Genomic DNA, 20,362 nt, shown 5'->3' with positions numbered 1-20,362 from the left:
CACATACAACCTGCGCGATCGTTACGGAGGCATGACGATACCTCTTTCCCCTCCAGCCCCTTCGGCCCGGCCCGCCGCCTCGGCTCCTGCCGGCAAGGTTCCCGGCGGCAAGGCTCCCGGCGGCAAGGTTCCCGCCGCGAAGACCAAGTTCGGCGGGGTCGCCGTCGTCTGCGCCAAATGCGCCAAACGGCAGGGCCTGCGCCCCAAGGCGCTGCGGGCGCTGCTGCGGGATGCCTACCGCACGGTGAGCCCCGCCCCGGAGCGGCGCGAGGGCAAGGAGAAGGGCAAGGCCCGCAAGCTCTGCGTGGTGGAATCGGGCTGCCTCGGCCCCTGCCCCAAGCACGCGGTGGCGGTGGCGACGGGCGCGAGCCTCGCCGCCGGGCGGGTCCTGCTCCTCGATCCGAAGGCCGGGCGCGAGGGCGCCCGCGCGGCCCTGCTCCCCGAATTCGGCCCCAATGGCGCACTAGCCGCTGAGCCGGAGACGGCCGGCCCGCGCGCCGCCCCGCCGCCCGCTTCCTGACACCACGACCGAGGACCGTCCGCCCTTGGCTCCCGCATCCTTGGCACCCGCATCCTTGGCTTTTGCATCCTTGGGTCCCGTACCTCCGGTCCCGCCGCGCCGCCCGGCCGCCCGCCTCCGCCGCGAGCCCGGACGCGGGGGGTGCCCGTGACGGCGGACGGGCGGTCGCGCCGGTCGCGGATCGCGCACGCGGTCCTGCGCCGCCTGCCCCTCGCGGGGACGGTGGTGGGTCTCTGCCTCGCCGCGTGGCTCGTGGCGACGAACGATCTCGCCGCCGTCGGAGCCGCCTTCGGCCGCATCGGCGTCCTCGGCCTCGCCGGCCTCGTGCTGGTGCGGATCGCGGCGGTCCTGGCCTGCGGCTTGGCCTGGGCGCGCCTGCTCGACGGATTGAGCCCGGCGCCGGCCTCGGCCTGCCTGATCCTGCGCTTCGTGCGCGAGGGCATCAACGTCCTTCTGCCCGTGGCCTCCGTCGGCGGGGACGTGCTCGGGGCGCGGCTCCTGACCTTCTGGGCCGTGCCCGGCGCCCTCGCGGCGGCCTCGGTGCTCGCCGACATGCTGATCCAGGTCGCGACGCTCGCCCTGTTCGCCGGCATCGGCGCCGCCCTCCTCGGACAGGTCGAGGGCAGCGCCGCCGCCGAACTCTCGCAATGGACCGGCAGAACCCTGATCGTGGCGAGCCTGCTGCTCGCCGCCTTCTTCGCCCTGCAGCGCACCGGCGTCGTGCACGTCCTCGAGGAGAAGGTCGCCGCCCTCGGCCGCCGCTTCGTGCGCGAGGCCGAACCCCGGCCGGAGCCCCGGCCGCAGGTGCAGGGCGCCCTCGACGCCGTGTGGGGCCGCCCCCGCCGGGGGCACATCGCCCAATCCGTGGCCCTGCACGCCCTCGCGTGGCTGTTCGGCTGCGTGGAGGTGGCGATCGTGCTCGCCTGCGCCGGGCACGGCTCCGTGGGCGTGAGCGAGGTGGTGGTGATCGAGGCGCTGAGCCAGGCGATCAAGGCCGCGGCCTTCCTCGTGCCCAGCGGCCTCGGCGTGCAGGAGGGGGGCTTCGTGCTGGTCTGCGGCCTGTTCGGCATCGACAGCGGGACCGCCCTCGCCCTCTCCCTCGCCAAGCGCGTGCCGGACGTGGTGCTGGGGTTGCCCGCCCTGATCGTCTGGCAGAACCTTGAAGCCCGGCGCGCCTCCCTCGCCCCGGCGGGGCAGCCATGAGACGCACCGGGACACGCGCCATGCCCCGGCGGACCGCCGCCCTGGTCCCCGGCCTCGCCCTGGCGGCCTTCCTCCTCGCCGCCCCCGCCTGGGCGCAGAGCGTGACGGTCGATCTCGGCAGCGGCGGCACCACCGAGCGGGCGCTGCAGCTCGTCGCGCTCATCACGGTGCTCGCCGTCGCCCCCTCGGTGCTGGTGATGGCCACCGCCTTCACCCGGATCGTCGTGGTGCTCTCGATCCTGCGCTCGGCCCTCGGCACGCAGACGGCGCCGCCCACCGCCGTGATCGTCAGCCTCGCCCTGTTCCTCACCGCCTTCGTCATGGCGCCGACGGGCCGCGAGGCCTACACCGTCGGCATCGAGCCCCTGGTGGCCGGCCGGATCACGCAGGCACAGGCCTTCGAGCGCGCCTCGGCCCCGTTCAAGACCTTCATGCTCAAGAACGTCCGCGAGAAGGACCTGAAGCTCTTCCTCGATCTCGCCAAGGTGCCGGTGCCCCAGGGGCCGGAACAGGTCGGCCTGGAGGTCGTCACCCCCGCCTTCATGATCTCCGAGCTGCGCCGCGCCTTCGAGATCGGGTTCCTGCTCTTCATCCCGTTCCTGATCATCGACCTCGTGGTCGCCTCCGTCCTCATGGCGGTGGGCATGATGATGGTGCCGCCCGCGACCGTCGCCCTGCCCTTCAAGCTGATCTTCTTCGTCCTCGTCGATGGCTGGACCCTGGTGGCGGGCTCCCTCGTCCAGAGCTACGGCGGGTGAGGACGCAGCGAAAATCCACAGTAATCACGCACTGATTTGCGGCAAATTCTGTCTTTTCAACGTTCCGTGATTGATTCTTTGAGATCGAATTAGCCGCGAGTTAAAATTTGCCCAGTACCTTCGGGCGATGCTTTGTCTCCGGTCATTCATCGAGAACCGCAGGGGCGCCACGGCGGTGGAATTCGCTCTGGTCGGCTCGCTGTTCATCCTGACGATGCTGTTCGTGCTGGTGGCCGGCGCGATCTTCTACATTGGCGAGGCGATCGATTACGCGACCACGAGCGCGGCGCGCGACATCCTGACGGGCAACGCGCAGACGACCTCCACGACGGCGAGCACATTCACGCAGAAATTGTGCGGCCGCCTTCCCCCCGGGCTCCAGTGCGGCAACCTCGTCGTCAACCTGTACGTGGTGCCCAAGGCGACCCAGCCCTCCGGCTACTACGCCTACGTGAAGCCCGACCTGAGCGGCCTGACGATCCCGGCCCTCACCCCCGGCTCCGGCCAGTTCACCCTCGGCCAGCAGGGGGACTACCAGTACCTCCAGGTGATCTACCCGGTCACCTTCCTGCCCTCGGGCTTCGCGGCGATGCTGAGCAACGGGGCCACCTTCAACGGCAAGCCGGCCTATCTCGCGATTGCCACGGCGGCGTTCCGCAACGAGCAGTACTGATGGCCGCCGGCGACATCCCCGGCCCCGGAGCCTCCGGCGGAGCCGCCCGGCGCTTCCCCGGCGCCGAGCGCGGCATGGCGGCCCTCGAATTCGCCCTCGTCATGCCGATCCTGGCGGCGATCCTGCTGATGGGCAGCCAAGTGGTGCTCTACGTCAACGCGACGCGGAAGGTCGGGCAGGTCGCACGTTCGATCAGCCAGATGATCTCGCAGGCCGTGCCGCCGAGCAACTCCTCCACGGCGACGGTGAACGCCACCGACCTGCATTTCAGCTTCGACGCGACGCTGGTGATCTTCCCCTTCGTAATGACGGATGCCCGGCGGCAGGGGATGGCGTGGTGGACCGACATCTCGATCAATTTCTCCAGCATCGTGTTCACGCCGGTCACGGGCTCCACCTGCAACAACCCCACCGACCAAAGCGCCTGCTACCTCGCCACCGTCGCCTGGACGAGCACCGGCACGGCCCAGCCGGGCGGCGCGAACTACCGCCCCTGCGTGACGCCGCAACTCGCTGCGGCCAACAACGCCGCTCCGAGCCGGACCAGCCTGCCCCGGTCCGTGTTCGGCCCGGCCTCGCTCATCGTGATCGACGTGGTGTTCACCTTCACGCCGACCTTCGCCTCGGCCTTCCTGCCTCCGCTTCGCATCGCGCGCTCCGCCTACGTGCAGCCGCGCTACGCGACCTTCGTCAATTACGACACCACCGGCAGCGACGGGATCGCCTCGAAATGCCCCGGCTTCTGACCCTCGCCCACCGCCTCGCCGCGCGGACCGTCGCCCTGCGCCGCGAGCGCGGCGGCAGCATCAACATCCTCTTCGGCCTCAGCGTGATCCCGCTGATCGGCATGATCGGCCTCGGGGTGGATTACGGCGTCGCCATCACCGCCAAGACGAAGCTCAATAACGCCGCCGACGCCGCCGCCCTGGCCGCCGTGGTGACGGCCAAGGCCTACATCGCCAACAACCCGGCGCAGGCGAACGTGACGCAGAGCGGCATCACGGCGGGGACGAACCAAGCCATCAACGCCTTCGCGGTGAACGCGGGCCGCGTGCCCTTCACCACCTTCACCCTGCAGACGCCCTCCGTCGTCCGCTCCGGCCAGACCCTGACCGCCACGGTGACCTACACCGCGACGGTGCAGAACAACTTCGGCAAGATCTTCCGCGCGCCCACCGTGCCGCTCACCAACACGGTGACCGCCTCCGCCGACCTCGCGAGCTACCTCGACTTCTACCTGATGATGGACGTCTCCGGCTCGATGGGCCTGCCCGCGACACCCACCGGGATGAGCCAGCTCGCCGCCGTCAACACCGACATGTGGTCCGACTACCAGCAGGGGTGCCAATTCGCCTGCCACTTCCCCGGCTACAACGGCTGGAACCAGGCGGCGGGCAAGATCCAGCTCCGCTCGGACGCGGTGAACTCGGCGGTCTGCTCGCTGATCCAGCGGGCGTCGCAGCCCCTGGTGCCGAACCAGTACCGGGTCGGCCTCTATCCCTTCATCAACCAGCTCGCGACGCTCTCGCCCCTCACGGGCACCATGGCGACGCTCTCGACCGCCGCCCAGTGCGCCCAGAGCTGGCCGATGGCCCTGACGAATCTCCTCGATACCGGCTCGACGCAGCTCTACACGGGCCTCGACCCGAGCACCGGGACCGGCGCCGGCGGCACCCATTTCGAGGTGGCGATGGCGCAGATGCAATCCACCATCGTGAACTACGGCGACGGGTCCAGCGCGTCGAAGCCGAAGCCCTTCGTCTTCCTCGTCACCGACGGGATGCAGAACGGGCAGCACTTCTTCACGTCGGTCAACGGCAAATACACCTATCCCGGAAACCCGTCGAAATTCGTGGGCTATGCCAACGCGTGGTGGGACGGGTCGCAACCGTCGCAGATCGATGCCACCACCTGCTCCGCGCTGAAGAGCGCGGGCGCCACGATTTCGGTGCTGTACATCCCCTACAACCAGATTTCCTTCGTCAACAACGGCGGCGGAATCGCCTGGGAGAACAACCGGGTGAACGCCTTCAGCCCGACGCTGGCGACACCCCTGAAGGCCTGCGCCTCGCCCGGCTTCTTCTACACCGCGAACACCCCGGCCGACATCACCGCATCCCTCAACGCGATGTTCGACCAAGCCCTGCGCATGGCGCGCATCACGCAGTAACCGGGGCGCGGGCGACCGCGCCCGCCGAGGCGGCGTCCCGGACCGAGGGTGGGAGGGCGATCCCGCGGGCCGGCCCGCCCGGCACCCCCTCTACCCCGGCGGGCTCTCGGCGGGGGCCTCGGCCTTCGGGGCGGTCCCCCGGTCGGCCACGGCGGCCTCGGGATAGCGCTTGCGGTATTCGGCGAGGAAGGCCGACAGGGTTTCGGCCTTGGTGGCCCGGGCGGCGATGGTGCGGAAGCCGGGGCTGCGCGTCGCCCCGTCGGCTGTGAGCAGGGCGAAGGTCCGCGCGTCGGGCCCCTGGGCCATGGGCCCGGCGAACTTCGCCTTCAGCCGCTCGAGGCCGAGCTTCTCCCCGGCGAGGTCGTAGGCGATGGCCGCGCGGATGGCGTCACCGCGGGCGGCCTCGTCCAGGGGCCCGCCCCCGCGCCAGACCTCGCCGAGCAGGGCCTCGTGCGCCTCGCCGGCCTCGCGCCAGCGCCGGGCGCTCCACAGGATGTCGGCGCGCAGGCGCGACACGTCGGGTCCGGACTCGTCCTCGACCGCCTCCAGCGCGAGATCGGTGCGGGTGAGGTCGGAGAGGGCGCGGGCGCGGACCAGGGAGCGGGCCCGGCGCAGTTCGGTGGGCAGTTCGGGCATGTCGGTGGTTTCGAGGGCGGCGAGGGCCCGCATCGGCTTGCCGTCCATCAAGAGCACCGTCGCGAGCTTGGCCGCCACGGCGGAGCGGGCTTGGCCGGTGAGGCGCTGATCGACTTGGTACTGCAGGAGTTCGGAGGCCGATTCGAGCAGGTCGAGGCCCACCAGCCGGTCCGCGAGGCGCCGGACCACGGCATCGCCCCGGCGCCCGATCGGCGCGAGTTCCTTGAAATCGAAGTACAGGGCCACCGCCGCGACGCCGGGCAGGCTGTCGCCCTTGCCGCCGAGGTAGAGATCCTCGAAGGCGGCCTGGGCCTCGGTGGTCAGCGCCCGCGAGACGGGGGAGTTGGGGGCGAGGGTGTTCGCCCGGCGCACCGCCGTGAAGGCCGCCCGCCAGCGCCCATCCGCCAGGGACAGGCGGGCGAGGCCCGCGTTCAGCGCCTCCTCGACGGGTCCGCCATGCCACGTGATGGCGAGGCGCTCCAGGCGCTCGATGGCGGCGGGGGTGTCGATCTTGCCGGTTGCGTTGGCGAGGAGGGCGCCGCGCAGGGCGGCGGCCGCCGCCACCGGCCGCTCCGCCGCCTCGGCGAGCTTGCCGTAGGCGTCGAGGGCGGCCGCGTTCTGCCCCGTCGCCTCCGCGGCCCGGGCGCGAACGAGGGCGAGCCGGTCGCGGATCAGCGGAGTCTGGCCCGAGCCCGCCACCGCCCGGGCCGCCGCCGTCTCGGCGTCGCCCGTCTCGATCGCCGACTCCGCCGCCAGGGTCCGCACCGTGTCGGCGAGTTCGGCCGGCAGGCGCTCGGCCAGGGGCAGCACCTTGAGAAAGCCGGTCTCGGCCGTCTTCCAGTCCTCCAGGCCGGCGGAGGCCGCCGCGCGCCAGAGGGCAGCCTCGGGATCGGCCGCGAGCGCCGGGACCGAGAGGGCCTTCAGCGCCTCCGCGTTCCGGCCGGCCCGGACCAGGGCGAGGCCGCGCAGGATCATCGTCTCCCGGTTCTCGGCGACGAGGACGTCGTCCGACGCCGCCTCGAGGGCGGCGAGGCCCTCGAGGTCGAACCCGTTCGCGATGGCCGCGCGGGCATAGGCCATCCGCGCCGGGCCGCGCTCGATGGCGGGCGCGAAGACCGCGTCGGAGAAGAGGCCGCGCAGCGTCTCGCGGACGTTGCCGAGGCGAGCCTTCTCCCAGGCCGCCCGGTCCACGACGAGGGCGCCGGGTGCGTCCAGTACCGCCTCGGGCCGCTTGGGCGCGGTGGAGGCGGCGAGCCCGCCCTCGCGGCCGATGAGCACCCCGTCGAGGTCGGACCGCACCGCGAGGTCGTCCGCGCCCGCCAGGACGGCGAGGCCCTGGCGCCCCGGCAGGATCTCGAAATCCACGAACCGGCGGCTCTTGGGGTTGCCCGCCGGCTCGATCGCGGCGGAGGGCACCACGGCGATCCGCTCGCCGTCGAGGTCGATCCAGCTGGCGGCGCCGGGCTGCGGCAGCGGCACCGTCATGGCGACCTGGCCGGACGGGCTCGTCCGCCGGGTGGGCTCCAGCGTGCTGCTCGGGGCGAGTCCCTCCCCCGCCGAGAGTTCCCAGGCGACGCCGCCCGGGACCGTGACGGCGGCGAGGTCGATCAGGCGCCCGGCGGGCACCGCGAAGCGCAGGACGGTGAGGGGACCGGCCCGCAGGGGCTCGCCGACCGGACGCAGGCCGGTGCTCCCCGGCGGCGGCACGGCGATGGGGTCGCCCGTCTCGAAGGCGAGGACCGCGAGCCCGCCCCGCTCGAACAGCGCGGCCGCGGGCAGCCGGGCGAAGGGGAAGACGAGGCCCGACCCCGCCGCCCGCGTGGGCACCGTGGCCGGGGCGGGCTTGGCGGGCGCGGCCGGGGCGGCGGCGCCGTCCTTCGCCGTGTCCTTGGCCACGTCCTTTGCCGGCTCACGGGCCGGCACCGCCCTGGGCGCCGGCGCGTCGGCGGGGATCTCGACGCTGGTGGATTTCGCCGGGGCGGGCGTCTTGCGGACGACGTCGAGGAGATAGACCCCATCCTCCCGCTCGGCGGTGACGGCGTAATCCTCGGCCGGGGTGATGGTCACGCTGGCGGAGGTCTCGTCCGCGTCGGTGGCGATCCGGGTCACGCCCGGACGCGGCCGGGCGCGGATGGCGCTGGCATCCACCACGTAGCGCCCCGACACGCGCAGGCGGGTCGAGGGGCCGTCGGACTCGACGGTCGCCACCGCATCCTCGGGCACGCGCAGGGAGAACCGGGTGAGGGTCGGCAGGTGCGCGATGGTGAGGGCCAGGGGCTTCGGCGGCGGCACCGGCACCCTGGCCTGGAGGGCCTCCTCGGCGGTACGCGCCCGCCGGGCGAGGTCGGCCACCACGTCCTGCGGCAGGGAGGGCGGCATTCCCTTCCAGCCCTCGGGCAGGAGATCGATGAAGACGCGCTCGCCCGCGCTCTGGACGCTGGCCTTGAAGGGGCGCTGGAGGGCGAGGCGCAGGCCCGTGCCGTCGGGGTCGCGGCGCACGGCGGCGAGGTAGGCCGGCATCTCCTCGGTCAGGCGCTCCGGCCCGGCCTTCACGCTCTCGCCGTAGCCGAGGATCAGCACGCCGCCCGAGACCGTGGCCTTGACGGTGACCGGCTTGTCGAAGGTCAGGAGCAGGCGGCCATAGCCCTCGGCCTCCGTGCCCTTGGCCGCCACGAGCCGCGCCGCCAGGGCGGGGGCGATGCCGAGGCCGACGAGGGCGGCGGCCAACGCCGCCGAGAGGGTCGCCGCGCGCGCCTTCCGGCCGAGCCGCAGGCGGAGCCGCCCCTCGCGACCTGTCGGGGATCTCCCGCGCAAAGCTCCCATCGTTCGAGCCGACCCGCTCCCGGCCCACGGCCCGCGGCCGCGACGCCTCGACGCCACATCGACCCGCATCCTGCCCCAGCGGGGCTAATGGCGGCTTAACCGTAACCGACGGATCGGACCGGTTCAGCCGCCGAGGGCGACGGCCCGGTCGAAGGCCGCCGGGAAGCCCATGAGGGGCACGGAGATGACGGCGGGCTCGCTGCTGTTGGCCTTCTGGCCGGTGACCGTCAGGGTCTTGGCGGCGCGCATCCCGTCCGTCGCCAGGGTGGGGAAGCTGATCGGCACCATGCACCCCTCGGCGGAGCAGCTCGCATAGGGCGCGCCCTTGCCGAGATTCTGCTCGTCGAGCTTGAAGGCGATCCCGGCCTCGATGGACAGGCCGAAGGGCATCAGGACCACGCCCTCGGACCGGCCGTCCTTCGGGGTGCTGAGCTCGAAGCCGAACTTGCGCTGGCCCGTCTTCGAATCACCCTGCGATTGGACGACGATGCAGGCGGGCCTGTCCTGCGGCTTCACGCAGGAGACCGTCCAGTCGCCGTAGCTCTCGCTGACGCTGGTCGCCCCGGCCGGCCAGGGCGAGGAGCCCGGGGCGGCCTTCTGGGCGGATTTCCCGGCCGCGTCCTGCGTCGCGGCGGGCTTCGGCTTGGGCTCGATCTTGGGCTTGGGTTTCGGCTTCGCCGCCGGGGCGGGCGCCGCCGCCTCGGGCTCGGCATCCTGCGCCGTGGCAGGGACGGAGACGGCCACCGGAGCCGCGAGCGCCGCGGCCGCCACGAGGATCGCCGCGAGGGACATCGCTCCGGTCCGGCGAGCGGGGGCGGGAGCGCGTTTCGGCGACATCGGCGCGGGCGGCATGGGCTCGGGTCCTCGGACGAACGGATCGAGTGCGCCGCCTAGCGCTTGGCCGGACCGGGTGCAATCGCGCGGCGCCGCAAAACCTCGTGCGCTCCCGGGCGATGGACGCCCGGCGCGGCCTCAGAGCGGCTCGGGACCGCCGGCCTTCGCCATCAGGTCGCAATGGCACGCGAATGCATAGTTCAGGTGGTGGCGCGCGGCCCGAATCAGGGAGATCGCGAGGGTGAGAAACCCGGGGTCGCGGTCGGCCGCTTCCTCGGCGGGGGTCGGGGTCTGGGTGGCGATGAGAGCGAGCATGACGACTCCGGTGTCGATAGGCTCGGACGTTTCCGCGGCGGTTGTGATGCCTGCTGCATCGCAATATGAGCCATCCGCATTTCACCTCCAACGGCGATCGCGGCGGCCTGATCATGCAGCGGACGCATGGCTACCGGCCGTGGCGTTAACGCGCCGGTGACCGGGTGGAGTCTCCGCCCGGCAGTTGACCCTTCGGAAACGAGACGCCATGGAGCGGGCCTGCGCGATGGAACCCGGCTGGGCCCTTGCCGGAATTCCCGCGAGGGGTCTTCCGCAGGGGCGCCCCGGCCTGTTGTCCGTCGCGGAACTGTCACGCGAGCGGCCTACCGCCGCCCCGTGCCCCATCGCGGCGCCCCTGGCGCCCGTCAGACCGAGGATAGCAGCATGACCGACGCGCCCACGCGCTGGCCGAACCACGGCCGCATCAGCGGCCCCATCGTGATGATCGGCTTCGGGTCGATCGGGCGCGGGACGCTCCCGCTGATCGAGCGCCATTTCGACTACGACAAGGCCCGCTTCACGGTGATCGACCCCGTCGACACCCACAAGGCGCTGGCCGAAAAGCACGGCCTGCGCTTCGAGACCGTGGCGCTGACGCCCGAGAATTATCGCGATGTCCTCACGCCCCTGCTCACCGAGGGCGGCGGCCAGGGCTTCTGCGTGAACCTGTCGGTGGACACCTCCTCGCGCGCCATCATGGAGCTGTGCCGGGAACTCGGCGCCCTCTACGTCGACACCGTCGCCGAGCCGTGGCCGGGCTTCTACTTCGACAAGACCCGCAGCCAGGGCGACCGCACCAACTACGCGCTCCGCCAGGACATCCTCGACGCCCGCGCGCAGAAGCCGGGCGGCCCCACCGCCGTGTCCTGCTGCGGCGCCAACCCGGGCATGGTCTCGTGGTTCGTGAAGCAGGCGCTCCTCAACATCGCCAAGGACACGGGCATCACCACGCCCGAGCCGAAGAGCCGCGAGGAGTGGGCGGCCCTGATGCACACCCTCGGCGTGAAGGGCGTGCACATCGCCGAGCGCGACACGCAGCGGGCCAAGAATCCGAAGCCGCGCGGCGTCTTCGTCAACACCTGGTCGGTCGAGGGCTTCGTCTCCGAGGGTAACCAGCCCGCCGAACTCGGCTGGGGCACCAACGAGACGTGGAAGCCGGAGAACGCCCGCGAGCAAGAGAAGGGCTCGCGCTGCGCGATCTACCTGCTCCAGCCCGGCGCCGACACCCGCGTCCGCACCTGGGTGCCCACCGTCGGCGCGCAGTTCGGCTTCCTCGTGACCCACAACGAGGCGATCTCGATCGCCGACTACTACACGGTCCGCGAGGGCGACAAGGCGGTGTTCCGCCCGACCTGCCATTACGCCTACCACCCGGCCGACGACGCCGTGCTCTCCCTCCACGAGATGTGGGGCAACGCCGGCAAGGTGCAGGAGAAGCACCACATCCTCGACGAGAACGAGATCGTCGACGGCATCGACGAACTCGGCGTGCTGGTCTACGGCCACGCCAAGAACGCCTACTGGTACGGCTCGCAGCTCTCCATCGAGGAAACCCGCCGCATCGCCCCCTACCAGAACGCCACCGGCCTTCAGGTGACCTCGGCCGTGCTCGCCGGGATGGTCTGGGCCATCGAGAACCCGGAGGCCGGCATCGTGGAGGCCGACGAGATCGACTTCCGCCGCTGCCTGGAAGTGCAGACGCCGTATCTCGGCCCGGTGGTCGGGGTGTACACCGACTGGACCCCCCTCACCGACCGTCCGGGCCTGTTCCCGGAGGATATCGACACAAGCGACGCTTGGCAGTTCCGCAACGTGCTCGTGCATCGCTGAGAGCGTTTCCGCCGCCGTCCCGCCATCCGGGGCGGCGGCGCCTTGTCATCGCCGGCCGCGCGTACCAATCTCGGCCGTTCCCATGGGGAAGGCGGCGATGAGTTCCACGGTCGAGCAGCAGATCCTGATCGAGCAGCGGGTCACCAACGAGGGCCCGAGCGTCGTGGCGGCGTATCTGCTGTGGTTCTTCCTCGGGTTCGTCTCCGCTCACCGGTTCTACCTCGGGCGAATCGGCAGCGCGATCTGCCAGCTCGTGCTGAACATGCTGGTTGTCGGCCTCATCTGGCTGGTGATCGACCTGTTCCTGATCCCCCGCATGGTGCGCGCGAAGCAGGCGGAACTCCGCCAGCGATTCGCCCGCCAGGTCGCCCCCACCACCTCCGCGATCCTCACAGGCACGGGTCCCGCGCTCCGGTTCTGAGATCCCTTGCCGTCATTGCGAGCGACAGCGAAGCAATCCAGGGGCGGAGGGCCGGCGTCCAGAGGAGGCGCGTCCCTGGATTGCTTCGCTCCGCTCGCAATGACGGAGGTGAACACGGCCGGCTTGGCCCGCCTGTCGATGCGAAGAACCCCTCACACCGCCACGGCGGCATCCGCCCGGTAGGTTGCGCCTTCCACCGGGTTCGCCACCCAGCGGCAGCGGCCGATCCGCAGGTCGTGCCCGGCGTGGAAATGGCCGGAGATCCAGAGGTCCGGCCGGGCCGCGTCGGGCAGGTCGTCGAGGAGCGTGGTCGCGTAGAAGGCCGGGACCCACCACGGCACGCCGGGGGCCTCGCGGAACCGGTCGGCGGCGAGCGGGCTCGCCGGGTGGTGCGTGAGGACGACCGTCGGCCCCGCATGGGGGACGGCGAGGGCGGCGAGCAGGCGGTCCCGCTCCGCGAGGAAGGCCGCCATCGCGTCGGCGGGCTGCCAGGGGCTGCCGTCTTCCTTGCGGATCGCCCCGAGATATTCCCGCGAGCCCGTGACCGGATCGGTCATCCGCGCGGCGGCAAAGGCGATGGGATCGGACGGGCGGCCGGGCGTGTCCTCGCGGAGCCAGCGGGAAGCCAGCGTCCAGTCGCTCCACAGGGTCGCGCCGAGGAAGCGGACGCCGCCGAGCACCACGCTCGCGCTCTCTTGCAACAAATGGATCGTGGCGCCGAGCCCGTTCAGGCGCTCCACCTCGGCCGCCAGCACCGCCAGGAGCTGGGGCGCCGTGCGCGGGTCGCCCGTCGGCGCGTAGCGCTCGTGGTTTCCCGGCACCAGCACCACCGGCTTCCCCTGCGCGAGGTGGAGCAGGGCGGCGAGGCCGCGCTCGGGATGCCCCTCGTGGAGGTCGCCCGCGCAGGCGAGGACGTCGAACTCTCCCTCCGGCAGGGGGATGAGGTCGAGGCGTCGGCGCTCGAGATGCAGGTCGGAGAGCGGGAAGATGCGCATGAGGTGCCTCACCCGGCGGCGCGCCGCTCGGCGGCGGCGGCGCGGAGGATGTCGAGGGCCGAATCGGCGTTGATGACCGCGATCAGCGCCGCCGCCACGAGGTCGGGCCAGGGCGAGGGCACCGCGATGGTGGTGAGCCCCGCCGCCACCACCGCGAGGTTGGCCACCGTGTCGTTGCGCGCGGAGAGATAGGCCGCGCGGGTCAGGCTGCCCGAGCCGGTACGGTGCCGGGCGAGCATCGTCGCGCAGGCGAGGTTGACCGCGAAGGCGGCGAGCCCGGTCAGCACCAGGGGCAGGGCGGCCGGGGGCGTGAAATCCGAAAACTTCTCGTAGGCCGCAACCGCGCCGGCGAGCGCGGGCAGGACGAGGAGGACGGCCATCCCGGTGCCGAGCCGCGCCCGGTTGCGGGCGCTCCAACCGAGCCCGGCGACGATCAGGAGGTTGATCGCCGCGTCCTCCAAGAAGTCGAGGCTGTCCATGACGAGGGCCACGGAGCCGATCGCCAGGGCGACGGCGATCTCAAGGAAGAAGCACGCGAAGTTGAGGGCCGCCACGCGGGCGACCACCGGGCGCAGGGCGGCGGTCACGGCATCTCGCTCCGGTCGTCTCGTCCGAGCCGTCGTGGCACCGCCCGCCGGGACGGCGGTTCGGCGGCAGACCGCCTCTTGTCCCGGCGCGGCCGCCCTGTCGAGGCGGCACGCGTCAGAAAAAGTCGCGAGGCGCCTCAAGAAAGTTGCGCCTTGGTCCGGGTGGATTCGGGCGCGCGCCTGTGCCACGCCCGTGGTCAGAGGCCGACAGCACGATCGGCCGCCCACGGAGGCTTCGTCGAGCCATGCTGCCGGAACTGCGCGTCCTGTATTTCGAGGACTTGGAAGTCGGTCTGTCGGAGACCCTCACGAAGACCATCGCCTCCTCCGACGTGGTGGGCTTCGCCGAGATCACCGGCGACCGCAACCCGATCCATCTCTCCGAGCACTTCGCCGCGCGGACCCCGTTCGGCACCCGCATCGCCCACGGCCTCTACACCGCCGGGCTGATCTCGGCGGTGCTGGGCACCCGCCTGCCGGGGCCGGGCGCCGTCTACATCTCGCAGACCCTGAATTTCCGCGCGCCCGTGCGCATCGGCGACACGGTGGACGTCACGGTGACGGTGGCCGAATTGATGCCCGAGCGCCGCCGCGCCCGGCTCGCCTGCCTCTGCTCCGTGGCGGGCGAGAGCGTCCTCGACGGCGAAGCCTGGGTGAAGGTGCCCAACCGCGCCGAGGCCGACCCGCTGGCCGTGCGGATGGAGCGGAGCCGCATTCCCCCCAGTGAGGCCTGAGACCCTCACCGATCCGGCCGACCCGCGCCTCGACCCCTACGCCCGGATGCGCGAGCGCGACCTCGTGGGGCGCGCGGGGCGGTTCGTGGTGGAGGGCGAGGTGACCCTTCGGCTGCTGCTGGGGCCGCGCTCGCGCTTCCGGGCCGAATCGGTTCTCCTCGCCCCCGAGCGCTTGCCGGGCCTCGCCCGCGAGGCCGACGACTGCCCGGCGCCGGTCTACCTCGCCGACAAGCCGGTGATGAGCGCGGTGACGGGCTTCCCGATCCACCGGGGCGTGCTGGCCATCGGCCTGCGCGGGGAGGCGCCCGCGCCCGAGGCGCTGGTGCCGCCCGAAGGCCCGGCCCTGGTCCTGGGGCTCGCCGGGCTCACCAACCACGACAACGTCGGCGCGGCCTTCCGCAACGCGGCGGCCTTCGGCGCGGACGCAGTGCTGCTCGACGCGGCGAGTTGCGATCCGCTCTACCGCAAGGCGATCCGGGTCTCCGCCGGGGCCGCGCTGATCACGCCCTTCGCCCGGCTCCAGGCGGGCGCCGACTGGCTCGCCCTCGCCGATCGCCTGCGCCTCGACGCCCTGGCGCTGAGCCCCGGCGCCGGAGAGGAACTCGGCGCGGCGCCGCTCCCGGCCCGCGCCCTGCTGCTGCTCGGCACGGAGGGTCCCGGCCTGGAGGCCGCACTGCTCGGCCGGGCGCGCAGCCTGCGCATCCCGATGGCGGGGGACTTTGATTCGCTCAACGTCGCCACGGCGGCGGGAATCGCCCTCCACGCCGTCGCCCGGGCGCAGGGACGGCTCCGAGGGTTCAATACGGAACGGTAACCGTCCCGCGCGAAAGGCACGCCTCGCCCCGCGCCGGGCCGAGGCGATTCCCGCCGGCCCCCTCCCCGGCGGGGATCCGGCCCGCCGCCTCCCCTCGCCCGTGCGCCGAGGGCGAAGGGGCCTTGCGGGGACGGCAGAGCCCTTCGACGGAACCTCGAAAATTCATCCGCATTCCTGCGCGCGACAATGGGCTGCAATTGAAGACGAAACATGCGAGTTTAGCTTGGCCTCACGGTCGTGAGGTTGGGAGACGAGTGAGTTGCTGCAGGCGCGTGACGGGTTGAGGGCTCTCTCCGGGCATCGGGTGGCCGTGGTCGGCGCCGGGCCGGGTGGACTGGCCACCGCGCTCCTGCTGGCCCGGGCGGGTATCCACGTCACCGTGTTCGAGAAGGACAGCCAAGTCGGCGGGCGCACCAAGACGGTGGAGGCGCCGGGCGGCTACAAGTTCGACATCGGCCCGACCTTCTTCCTTTATCCCCAGATCCTCGCGGACATCTTCACGAGCTGCGGCGAGCGCCTCGAAGACCACGTGACGCTGGAGCGGCTCGATCCGCAGTACCACCTCGTCTTCGAGGGCAACGGCGGTGTCTCCGGGGAGATCCGCGCCACCGGCGACCTCGACCGGCTGGAGGCCGAGATCGCCAAGCTGGCCCCCGACGACGCGAAGAACGTCAAGAAGTTCTTCTCGGAGAACCGGACGAAGCTCCAGTTCTTCAAGCCGGTGCTGGAGCAGCCGTTCCACCGCTTCCTCAGCATGGCAAGCCCGGCGATGCTGGCGGCCCTGCCCTACCTGCACCCCGGCCGCAGTGTCGACCGCGACCTCAGGCGCCACTTCAGCGACCCGCGGGTGCGCCTCGCCTTCTCCTTCCAGACCAAATACCTCGGGATGAGCCCCTTCCGCTGCCCGAGCCTGTTCACGATCCTCTCGTTCCTCGAATACGAGCACGGGGTCTACCACCCGATCGGCGGCTGCGGCGCGATCTCGGAGGCGATGGCCGGCCTCGCCCGGCGCATGGGCGTCGATGTCCGCCTCGGCGCCGACGTGGAGCGCGTGACCTTCGACGGCAGCCGCGCCAACGGCGTGGTGGTGGACGGCGAGACCTTCCGGGCCGACGCGGTGGTCATCAACGGCGATTTCGCCAAGGTAGCCAAGGCCCTGGTGCCGGAGGAGCGCCGCCCCCGCTGGAAGGACGCCAAGATCGCCGACGCCCGGCTCTCCTGCTCGACCTTCATGCTCTACCTCGGCATCGAGGGCACCGTGCCCGAGAGCCTGTCGCACCACACCATCCTGCTCTCGGAGCAGTACGAGAAGAACATCCGCGAGATCACCGAGGGGACGCTGCCGATGCAGCCCTCCCTCTACGTCCAGCACGCGGGCTATACCGACGGTGGCATGGCGCCCCCCGGCCACACCGCCCTCTACGTGCTCGTGCCGGTGCCGAACCTGAAGGCCGGGATCGACTGGCCGTCGATCCGCGCCTCCTACCGCAAGCTCGCCCTGGACCGGCTGAAGCTCCTCGGCCTGCACGACATCGAGGACCGCATCCGTTACGAGCGGATCATCGACCCCACCGAGTGGGAGAGCGACTTCGCCGTCCACGAGGGGGCGACCTTCAACCTCTCGCACGAGTTGCGGCAAATGCTGTGGTTCCGGCCGCACAACCGCTTCGGACCGGGCCTCTATCTCGTCGGCGGCGGCACGCATCCTGGCTCGGGCCTGCCGGTGATCTACGAGGGCGCGCGGATCTCCGCGAAGCTGCTGATCGAGGAACTGGCCGGCGCCCGCGCGGCGGAGAATGCCGGCCTGCCGGAGACAGCCCCCCTGGCCGCGCCGGGCGAGGTGTCTTGAGGGGCCCGGCGCATCTCGGCGCCGCCGCGCTGCTGGCGATCCTCCCGGCCGTGGGCTGGGCGACCGCATCCCGGGCGGCGACGGTCGAGGTCGAGGTGGACGGGGCCGAGCCCGGCGGCGGGCCCATCCTCGTCGCCCTCTGTCAGGGAGGCCTGAGCGGCTCCGCCTGCAACGAGGGGGACAAGGTCCAGCCCCAGGGGGGCGAGGCCCGCGTCGTCTTCCAGAACGTGCCGCCCGGCGTCTACGCGGTGGCGGCGTTCCAGGACACCAACCGGAGCGGCCAGCTCGACCGCACGCCCCTTGGCCTCCCCCTGGAGCCCTACGGTTTCTCGGGCGAGCCCGGGCGCCGCAGCCGCCCGGACTTCCGCGAGGCGGCCTTCTCCCTGCGCGAGCCGGGTGTGGCGCTGCGCGTGCGCCTCGCCCGCGCCCTGCCGAGGCGCTGAGGCCGATGCCGCCGGTCGCGGTCCTGACGAACGTCGCCCTCTCCCTGCGAGGGCGGCGGGTCCTCGACGGCATCGATCTCATTCTGGAGGCGGGCGAAACCCTGGCGCTGCTCGGGCCGAACGGCGCGGGCAAGACCTCGCTGATGCGCCTCGTGGCCGGGCGCCTGGGTCCCGAGGCCGGGACCGTCCGCGTCGGCGGCGCCGACCCGCACCGGGCCGGGGCGGCCCGCCGGGCGGTGGGCTGGGTGCCGCAGGAGATCGCCCTCTACCCCCGCCTGACCGTGGCCGAGAACCTCTCCGTCTTCGCCCAGCTCGCCGGCCTGCCCCGGCGGGAGCGCCGGGCCGCCGTGGACCGGGCCCTGGGTCTCGCCGACATCGAGGCGGTGGCGCACCGGGTGGTGATGACCCTGTCCGGCGGCTACCAGCGCCGGGTCAACATCGCCGCCGGCCTGATCGGTCAGCCCGCCCTGGTTCTCCTCGACGAGCCGACGAACGGCGTCGACCTCGCCGCCCGCGCCGCGATCCACGCGGTGCTGCACCGCCTGCGCGAGCAGGGCACCGCGATCCTCATCGCCACCCACGACTTTCCCGAGGCCGAGCGCTTGGCCGACCGGGTCGCCTTCCTGGCGCAGGGCCGGATCGTGCGCGAGGGACGGCTCGCCGACCTCCTCGCCCGGCTCCGCACCGGCCCACCGGAGCGGGAACTGATCCTCGACGCCGCCCCCGACGCCGCCGCCGAGCAGGTGCTGCGCCGGGCGGGCTTCGCCTCGGCCGGGGTCTCCGGCCTGCGCTGGCGGACGAGCGAGCGCGCTGGCCTCGACGGGGCAGCGCTGCTCGGCACGCTCCGCGCCCAGGGGGTGCCGGTGGGCGAGGTGCGGGTGCGCTCGCCGCGCCTGGAAACCCTCTACGTGGAGGCCCTGCGGCCGCGCGATGTCGGCGAGGCGGAGGTGCGGCCGCTGGTGGCATCGGGTCAGCGGCCGTGAGGAGTTTACGCCGGATCGAGCGCCGGTCCCCCTCTCCCCACTTGCGGGGAGAGGCCCGTTTGCACCTCGTCGAGCAAACGGGAAGCGGAGGCGCAGCCGAAGCGATGGGGTGGGGGCCGACAGGATGAATCTCATCCTGGCCACCCCCACACCTTCGGCTGCCGCCTCGCTTCGCCCCCGACGAGGGGCGGTCAGCCCTCTCCCCGCAAGCGGGGCGAGGGAGATGCTGCAACACCGCGCCCGAGGGCTCACCCCATGATCGGCGCCGCCTTCCGGGTGATGCTGCTGTCCCTGCTCCGCGACAGGGCGGCGCTGGTGATGGCCTTCGTGCTGCCCACCGTGATCTTCTCGATCTTCGCGGCGATCTTCTCCGGCGCCATCGGCGACCGGATCCGCATCCATCTCGGCCTCGCCGATTTCGTCGGCTCGCCCGCCACCCATCGGCTGATGGACGCGCTGTCAGCCGACCCGTCGCTGCGCATCACCCGCCTGCCGGCGACGAACCTCGTGGAGGTGACCCATGCGGTCCGGGCCGGGGAGGTGGACGTGGCACTGGCGCTGCGTGGGGATCTCCTGGCCCGCCCCGCGGGGGATACGCCCGCCCCGGCCGACAAGCCGGTCGTGCTCGTCGAGAACCCCGCCAAGGCGCTGGCGACGCCCATCGCGCTGGGCCAGCTCCAGCGGGTGCTGAACGAGGCCCTGCCCGACGTGGTGCTCTCCCGCGTCGTGGCCGACGTGGAGCGCAGCGGCAAGATCGGCCCCGACGAGCGGCGCTTCCTCGACGAAGCCTTCGCCGAGCAGCGCGCCAAGAAGGAGCCCTTCTCCTTCGCCGACCTCGTGGAGCGGACGAGCACCGCCGCCGGCACCGCCAACGCCCGGGTGAGCTACTATGCCGGGGCGATCACCGCCGTGTTCCTGCTGTTCGCCGCCATGCAGGGAGCCCTCTCCCTGGTGGAGGAGCGCGAATCGGGCCTAAGCGACCGGCTGATGGCCGGGCCCGGCGGGCTGCCCGTCGTGGTGCTCGGCAAGTTCAGCTTCCTCACGGTGCAGGGCGTCGTCCAGGCGGGGCTGATCTTCCTCGCGGCGGCCCTCCTCTACGGGGTCGAGATCGGGCCGCACTGGCCCGCCTTCCTGGCAGCTTGCCTCCTCGTCTCGGCCATGGCGGCGGGGCTGGCGCTGGCGGCCTGCGCGCTGGCCGCCTCCCGGCAGCAGGCGCACCTGGCCGCGACCTTCGGCGTGCTCCTGCTCTCGGCCGTCGGCGGCTCGATGGTGCCGCGCTTCCTGATGCCGCCCTGGCTCCAGCAGGCCGGCTGGCTCACCCCCAACGCCTGGGCGATCGAGGCCTACCAGTCGGCCCTCGGGGACGGCTTCGCCGCCGCCCTGCCCTCCCTGGCGGTACTCGCCGCCCTGGCGCTCGCCGGGATCGGCGTGGCGCTGGCGGGCGTCGCGAGACGGCCGATCTGATGGCATCGCCGTCCCGCCATCGCGAGCGACGCGGAGCGGCCCGGGGCAGCGGGCCGTCGGCGGACGAGGCGTCCGCCCCGGATCGCTTCGCACCGCTCGCAAAGACGACGGGGATACCGTTCTCCGCGACGGCTGGGCACGTTGACCGCCAACGGCCCATGTCTAGCTTCACCCTGGGGCTAGCCGCGATCTCGCTGCGATCGCGACCGGCTCCGGATCATCGTTGCAACGCGCATTCCTGCGACGGACCGGTATCCGCTGCGTCGGAATGGGCTTTCAGGGCCGGGCCCTTTGCCCCGTCCGATCGGAG

19 protein-coding genes are annotated in these 20,362 nt (G+C 72.3%); 14 read left to right on the top strand and 5 right to left on the bottom strand.

Translation table 11 applies throughout. The features are described from left to right. Positions 1-31: 31 nt before the first annotated feature. From MFF06_RS12120 to MFF06_RS12095, 6 genes are all read left to right on the top strand, one after another. The gene (locus MFF06_RS12120; protein WP_238204101.1) at positions 32-520 is read left to right on the top strand and encodes a hypothetical protein; all 489 of its coding nucleotides are present in this window, start codon (positions 32-34) and stop codon (positions 518-520) included. Positions 521-667: 147 nt separating this feature from the next. Beyond that, on the top strand, positions 668-1,723 hold the full coding sequence (locus MFF06_RS12115) for a lysylphosphatidylglycerol synthase domain-containing protein (protein WP_238204456.1): 1,056 nt from the start codon (positions 668-670) through the stop codon (positions 1,721-1,723). A gap of 20 nt (positions 1,724-1,743) precedes the next feature. Beyond that, complete coding sequence (gene fliP, locus MFF06_RS12110; RefSeq protein ID WP_370876524.1) at positions 1,744-2,481, top strand: flagellar type III secretion system pore protein FliP; 738 nt, start codon at positions 1,744-1,746, stop codon at positions 2,479-2,481. Positions 2,482-2,656: 175 nt separating this feature from the next. After that, the gene (locus MFF06_RS12105) at positions 2,657-3,154 is read left to right on the top strand and encodes a pilus assembly protein (protein WP_306421659.1); all 498 of its coding nucleotides are present in this window, start codon (positions 2,657-2,659) and stop codon (positions 3,152-3,154) included. Continuing rightward, on the top strand, positions 3,154-3,900 hold the full coding sequence (locus MFF06_RS12100; protein WP_238204093.1) for a TadE/TadG family type IV pilus assembly protein: 747 nt from the start codon (positions 3,154-3,156) through the stop codon (positions 3,898-3,900). The genes MFF06_RS12105 and MFF06_RS12100 overlap by 1 nt, the downstream gene beginning before the upstream one ends. Continuing rightward, positions 3,885-5,324, top strand: a complete 1,440-nt coding sequence (locus MFF06_RS12095) for a pilus assembly protein TadG-related protein (protein WP_238204091.1) — start codon at positions 3,885-3,887, stop codon at positions 5,322-5,324. Before MFF06_RS12100 ends, MFF06_RS12095 begins: the two co-directional genes overlap by 16 nt. Before the next feature lie 90 nt (positions 5,325-5,414). Here MFF06_RS12095 and MFF06_RS12090 read toward each other — a convergent pair whose 3' ends face one another. The 3 genes from MFF06_RS12090 to MFF06_RS12080 all read right to left on the bottom strand — a co-directional run bounded on the left by MFF06_RS12090 (position 5,415) and on the right by MFF06_RS12080 (position 9,932). Further along, complete coding sequence (locus MFF06_RS12090; RefSeq protein ID WP_370876523.1) at positions 5,415-8,783, bottom strand: hypothetical protein; 3,369 nt, start codon at positions 8,781-8,783, stop codon at positions 5,415-5,417. A 123-nt stretch (positions 8,784-8,906) separates the two neighbouring features. Next, positions 8,907-9,575: an invasion associated locus B family protein gene (locus MFF06_RS12085; RefSeq protein WP_238204087.1), complete on the bottom strand. Its 669-nt coding sequence runs from the start codon at positions 9,573-9,575 to the stop codon at positions 8,907-8,909. Between the two features lie 180 nt (positions 9,576-9,755). Continuing rightward, a complete protein-coding gene (locus MFF06_RS12080) occupies positions 9,756-9,932 on the bottom strand; it encodes a hypothetical protein (RefSeq protein WP_238204085.1) in 177 nt (58 codons plus the stop codon). Between the two features lie 384 nt (positions 9,933-10,316). Between MFF06_RS12080 and MFF06_RS12075 the strand changes: the two genes are divergently transcribed. Together MFF06_RS12075 and MFF06_RS12070 are read left to right on the top strand one after the other, a co-directional pair. Next, positions 10,317-11,762 carry a homospermidine synthase gene (locus MFF06_RS12075; protein WP_238204083.1) on the top strand — a complete coding sequence of 482 codons (1,446 nt, stop codon included), beginning with the start codon at positions 10,317-10,319 and terminating at the stop codon, positions 11,760-11,762. 97 nt (positions 11,763-11,859) lie between these two features. Further along, positions 11,860-12,183, top strand: coding sequence for a TM2 domain-containing protein (locus MFF06_RS12070; RefSeq protein WP_238204081.1), 324 nt, complete (start codon positions 11,860-11,862; stop codon positions 12,181-12,183). 152 nt (positions 12,184-12,335) lie between these two features. Here the strand turns inward: MFF06_RS12070 and MFF06_RS12065 are convergent, their stop codons facing one another. Both MFF06_RS12065 and MFF06_RS12060 read right to left on the bottom strand, forming a co-directional pair. Next, positions 12,336-13,178, bottom strand: coding sequence for a metallophosphoesterase (locus MFF06_RS12065; RefSeq protein ID WP_238204080.1), 843 nt, complete (start codon positions 13,176-13,178; stop codon positions 12,336-12,338). An 8-nt stretch (positions 13,179-13,186) separates the two neighbouring features. Beyond that, the gene (locus MFF06_RS12060; RefSeq protein WP_238204078.1) at positions 13,187-13,765 is read right to left on the bottom strand and encodes a cation efflux transmembrane domain-containing protein; all 579 of its coding nucleotides are present in this window, start codon (positions 13,763-13,765) and stop codon (positions 13,187-13,189) included. Between the two features lie 245 nt (positions 13,766-14,010). Between MFF06_RS12060 and croR the strand changes: the two genes are divergently transcribed. The 6 genes from croR to MFF06_RS12030 all read left to right on the top strand — a co-directional run bounded on the left by croR (position 14,011) and on the right by MFF06_RS12030 (position 20,052). Next, the gene (gene croR / locus MFF06_RS12055) at positions 14,011-14,499 is read left to right on the top strand and encodes a 3-hydroxybutyryl-CoA dehydratase (RefSeq protein WP_238204076.1); all 489 of its coding nucleotides are present in this window, start codon (positions 14,011-14,013) and stop codon (positions 14,497-14,499) included. 46 nt (positions 14,500-14,545) lie between these two features. Continuing rightward, positions 14,546-15,313, top strand: a complete 768-nt coding sequence (locus MFF06_RS12050) for a TrmH family RNA methyltransferase (protein WP_238204455.1) — start codon at positions 14,546-14,548, stop codon at positions 15,311-15,313. A gap of 259 nt (positions 15,314-15,572) precedes the next feature. Next, positions 15,573-17,162, top strand: a complete 1,590-nt coding sequence (gene crtI / locus MFF06_RS12045; RefSeq protein WP_238204074.1) for a phytoene desaturase family protein — start codon at positions 15,573-15,575, stop codon at positions 17,160-17,162. Beyond that, complete coding sequence (locus MFF06_RS12040) at positions 17,159-17,605, top strand: DUF2141 domain-containing protein (protein WP_370876522.1); 447 nt, start codon at positions 17,159-17,161, stop codon at positions 17,603-17,605. Before crtI ends, MFF06_RS12040 begins: the two co-directional genes overlap by 4 nt. A gap of 5 nt (positions 17,606-17,610) precedes the next feature. Continuing rightward, positions 17,611-18,588 (top strand): ABC transporter ATP-binding protein, encoded by a 978-nt coding sequence (locus tag MFF06_RS12035; RefSeq protein WP_238204072.1) that lies wholly within the window; start codon positions 17,611-17,613, stop codon positions 18,586-18,588. Between the two features lie 255 nt (positions 18,589-18,843). Next, positions 18,844-20,052, top strand: coding sequence for an ABC transporter permease (locus tag MFF06_RS12030; RefSeq protein WP_238204070.1), 1,209 nt, complete (start codon positions 18,844-18,846; stop codon positions 20,050-20,052). The last annotated feature ends 310 nt before the right edge of the window (positions 20,053-20,362 follow it).

Source organism: Methylobacterium aerolatum (assembly GCF_022179085.1).
Taxonomy (GTDB): domain Bacteria; phylum Pseudomonadota; class Alphaproteobacteria; order Rhizobiales; family Beijerinckiaceae; genus Methylobacterium; species Methylobacterium aerolatum.
The sequence above is the reverse complement of the archived record's forward strand: the minus strand, read 5'-3'. Positions and strand labels throughout refer to the sequence as shown.

Excerpts from the sequence above, each read along its gene's own strand:
- MFF06_RS12120 (WP_238204101.1), top strand. The coding sequence starts at position 32 with ATGACGATACCTCTTTCCCCTCCAGCCCCTTCGGCCCGGCCCGCCGCC.
- fliP (WP_370876524.1), top strand. The coding sequence starts at position 1,744 with ATGCCCCGGCGGACCGCCGCCCTGGTCCCCGGCCTCGCCCTGGCGGCC.
- MFF06_RS12100 (WP_238204093.1), top strand. The coding sequence starts at position 3,154 with ATGGCCGCCGGCGACATCCCCGGCCCCGGAGCCTCCGGCGGAGCCGCC.
- MFF06_RS12095 (WP_238204091.1), top strand. The coding sequence starts at position 3,885 with ATGCCCCGGCTTCTGACCCTCGCCCACCGCCTCGCCGCGCGGACCGTC.
- MFF06_RS12090 (WP_370876523.1), bottom strand. The coding sequence starts at position 8,783 with ATGGGAGCTTTGCGCGGGAGATCCCCGACAGGTCGCGAGGGGCGGCTC.
- MFF06_RS12085 (WP_238204087.1), bottom strand. The coding sequence starts at position 9,575 with ATGTCCCTCGCGGCGATCCTCGTGGCGGCCGCGGCGCTCGCGGCTCCG.
- MFF06_RS12080 (WP_238204085.1), bottom strand. The coding sequence starts at position 9,932 with ATGCTCGCTCTCATCGCCACCCAGACCCCGACCCCCGCCGAGGAAGCG.
- MFF06_RS12075 (WP_238204083.1), top strand. The coding sequence starts at position 10,317 with ATGACCGACGCGCCCACGCGCTGGCCGAACCACGGCCGCATCAGCGGC.
- MFF06_RS12070 (WP_238204081.1), top strand. The coding sequence starts at position 11,860 with ATGAGTTCCACGGTCGAGCAGCAGATCCTGATCGAGCAGCGGGTCACC.
- MFF06_RS12065 (WP_238204080.1), bottom strand. The coding sequence starts at position 13,178 with ATGCGCATCTTCCCGCTCTCCGACCTGCATCTCGAGCGCCGACGCCTC.
- croR (WP_238204076.1), top strand. The coding sequence starts at position 14,011 with ATGCTGCCGGAACTGCGCGTCCTGTATTTCGAGGACTTGGAAGTCGGT.
- MFF06_RS12050 (WP_238204455.1), top strand. The coding sequence starts at position 14,546 with ATGCGCGAGCGCGACCTCGTGGGGCGCGCGGGGCGGTTCGTGGTGGAG.
- MFF06_RS12035 (WP_238204072.1), top strand. The coding sequence starts at position 17,611 with ATGCCGCCGGTCGCGGTCCTGACGAACGTCGCCCTCTCCCTGCGAGGG.
- MFF06_RS12030 (WP_238204070.1), top strand. The coding sequence starts at position 18,844 with ATGATCGGCGCCGCCTTCCGGGTGATGCTGCTGTCCCTGCTCCGCGAC.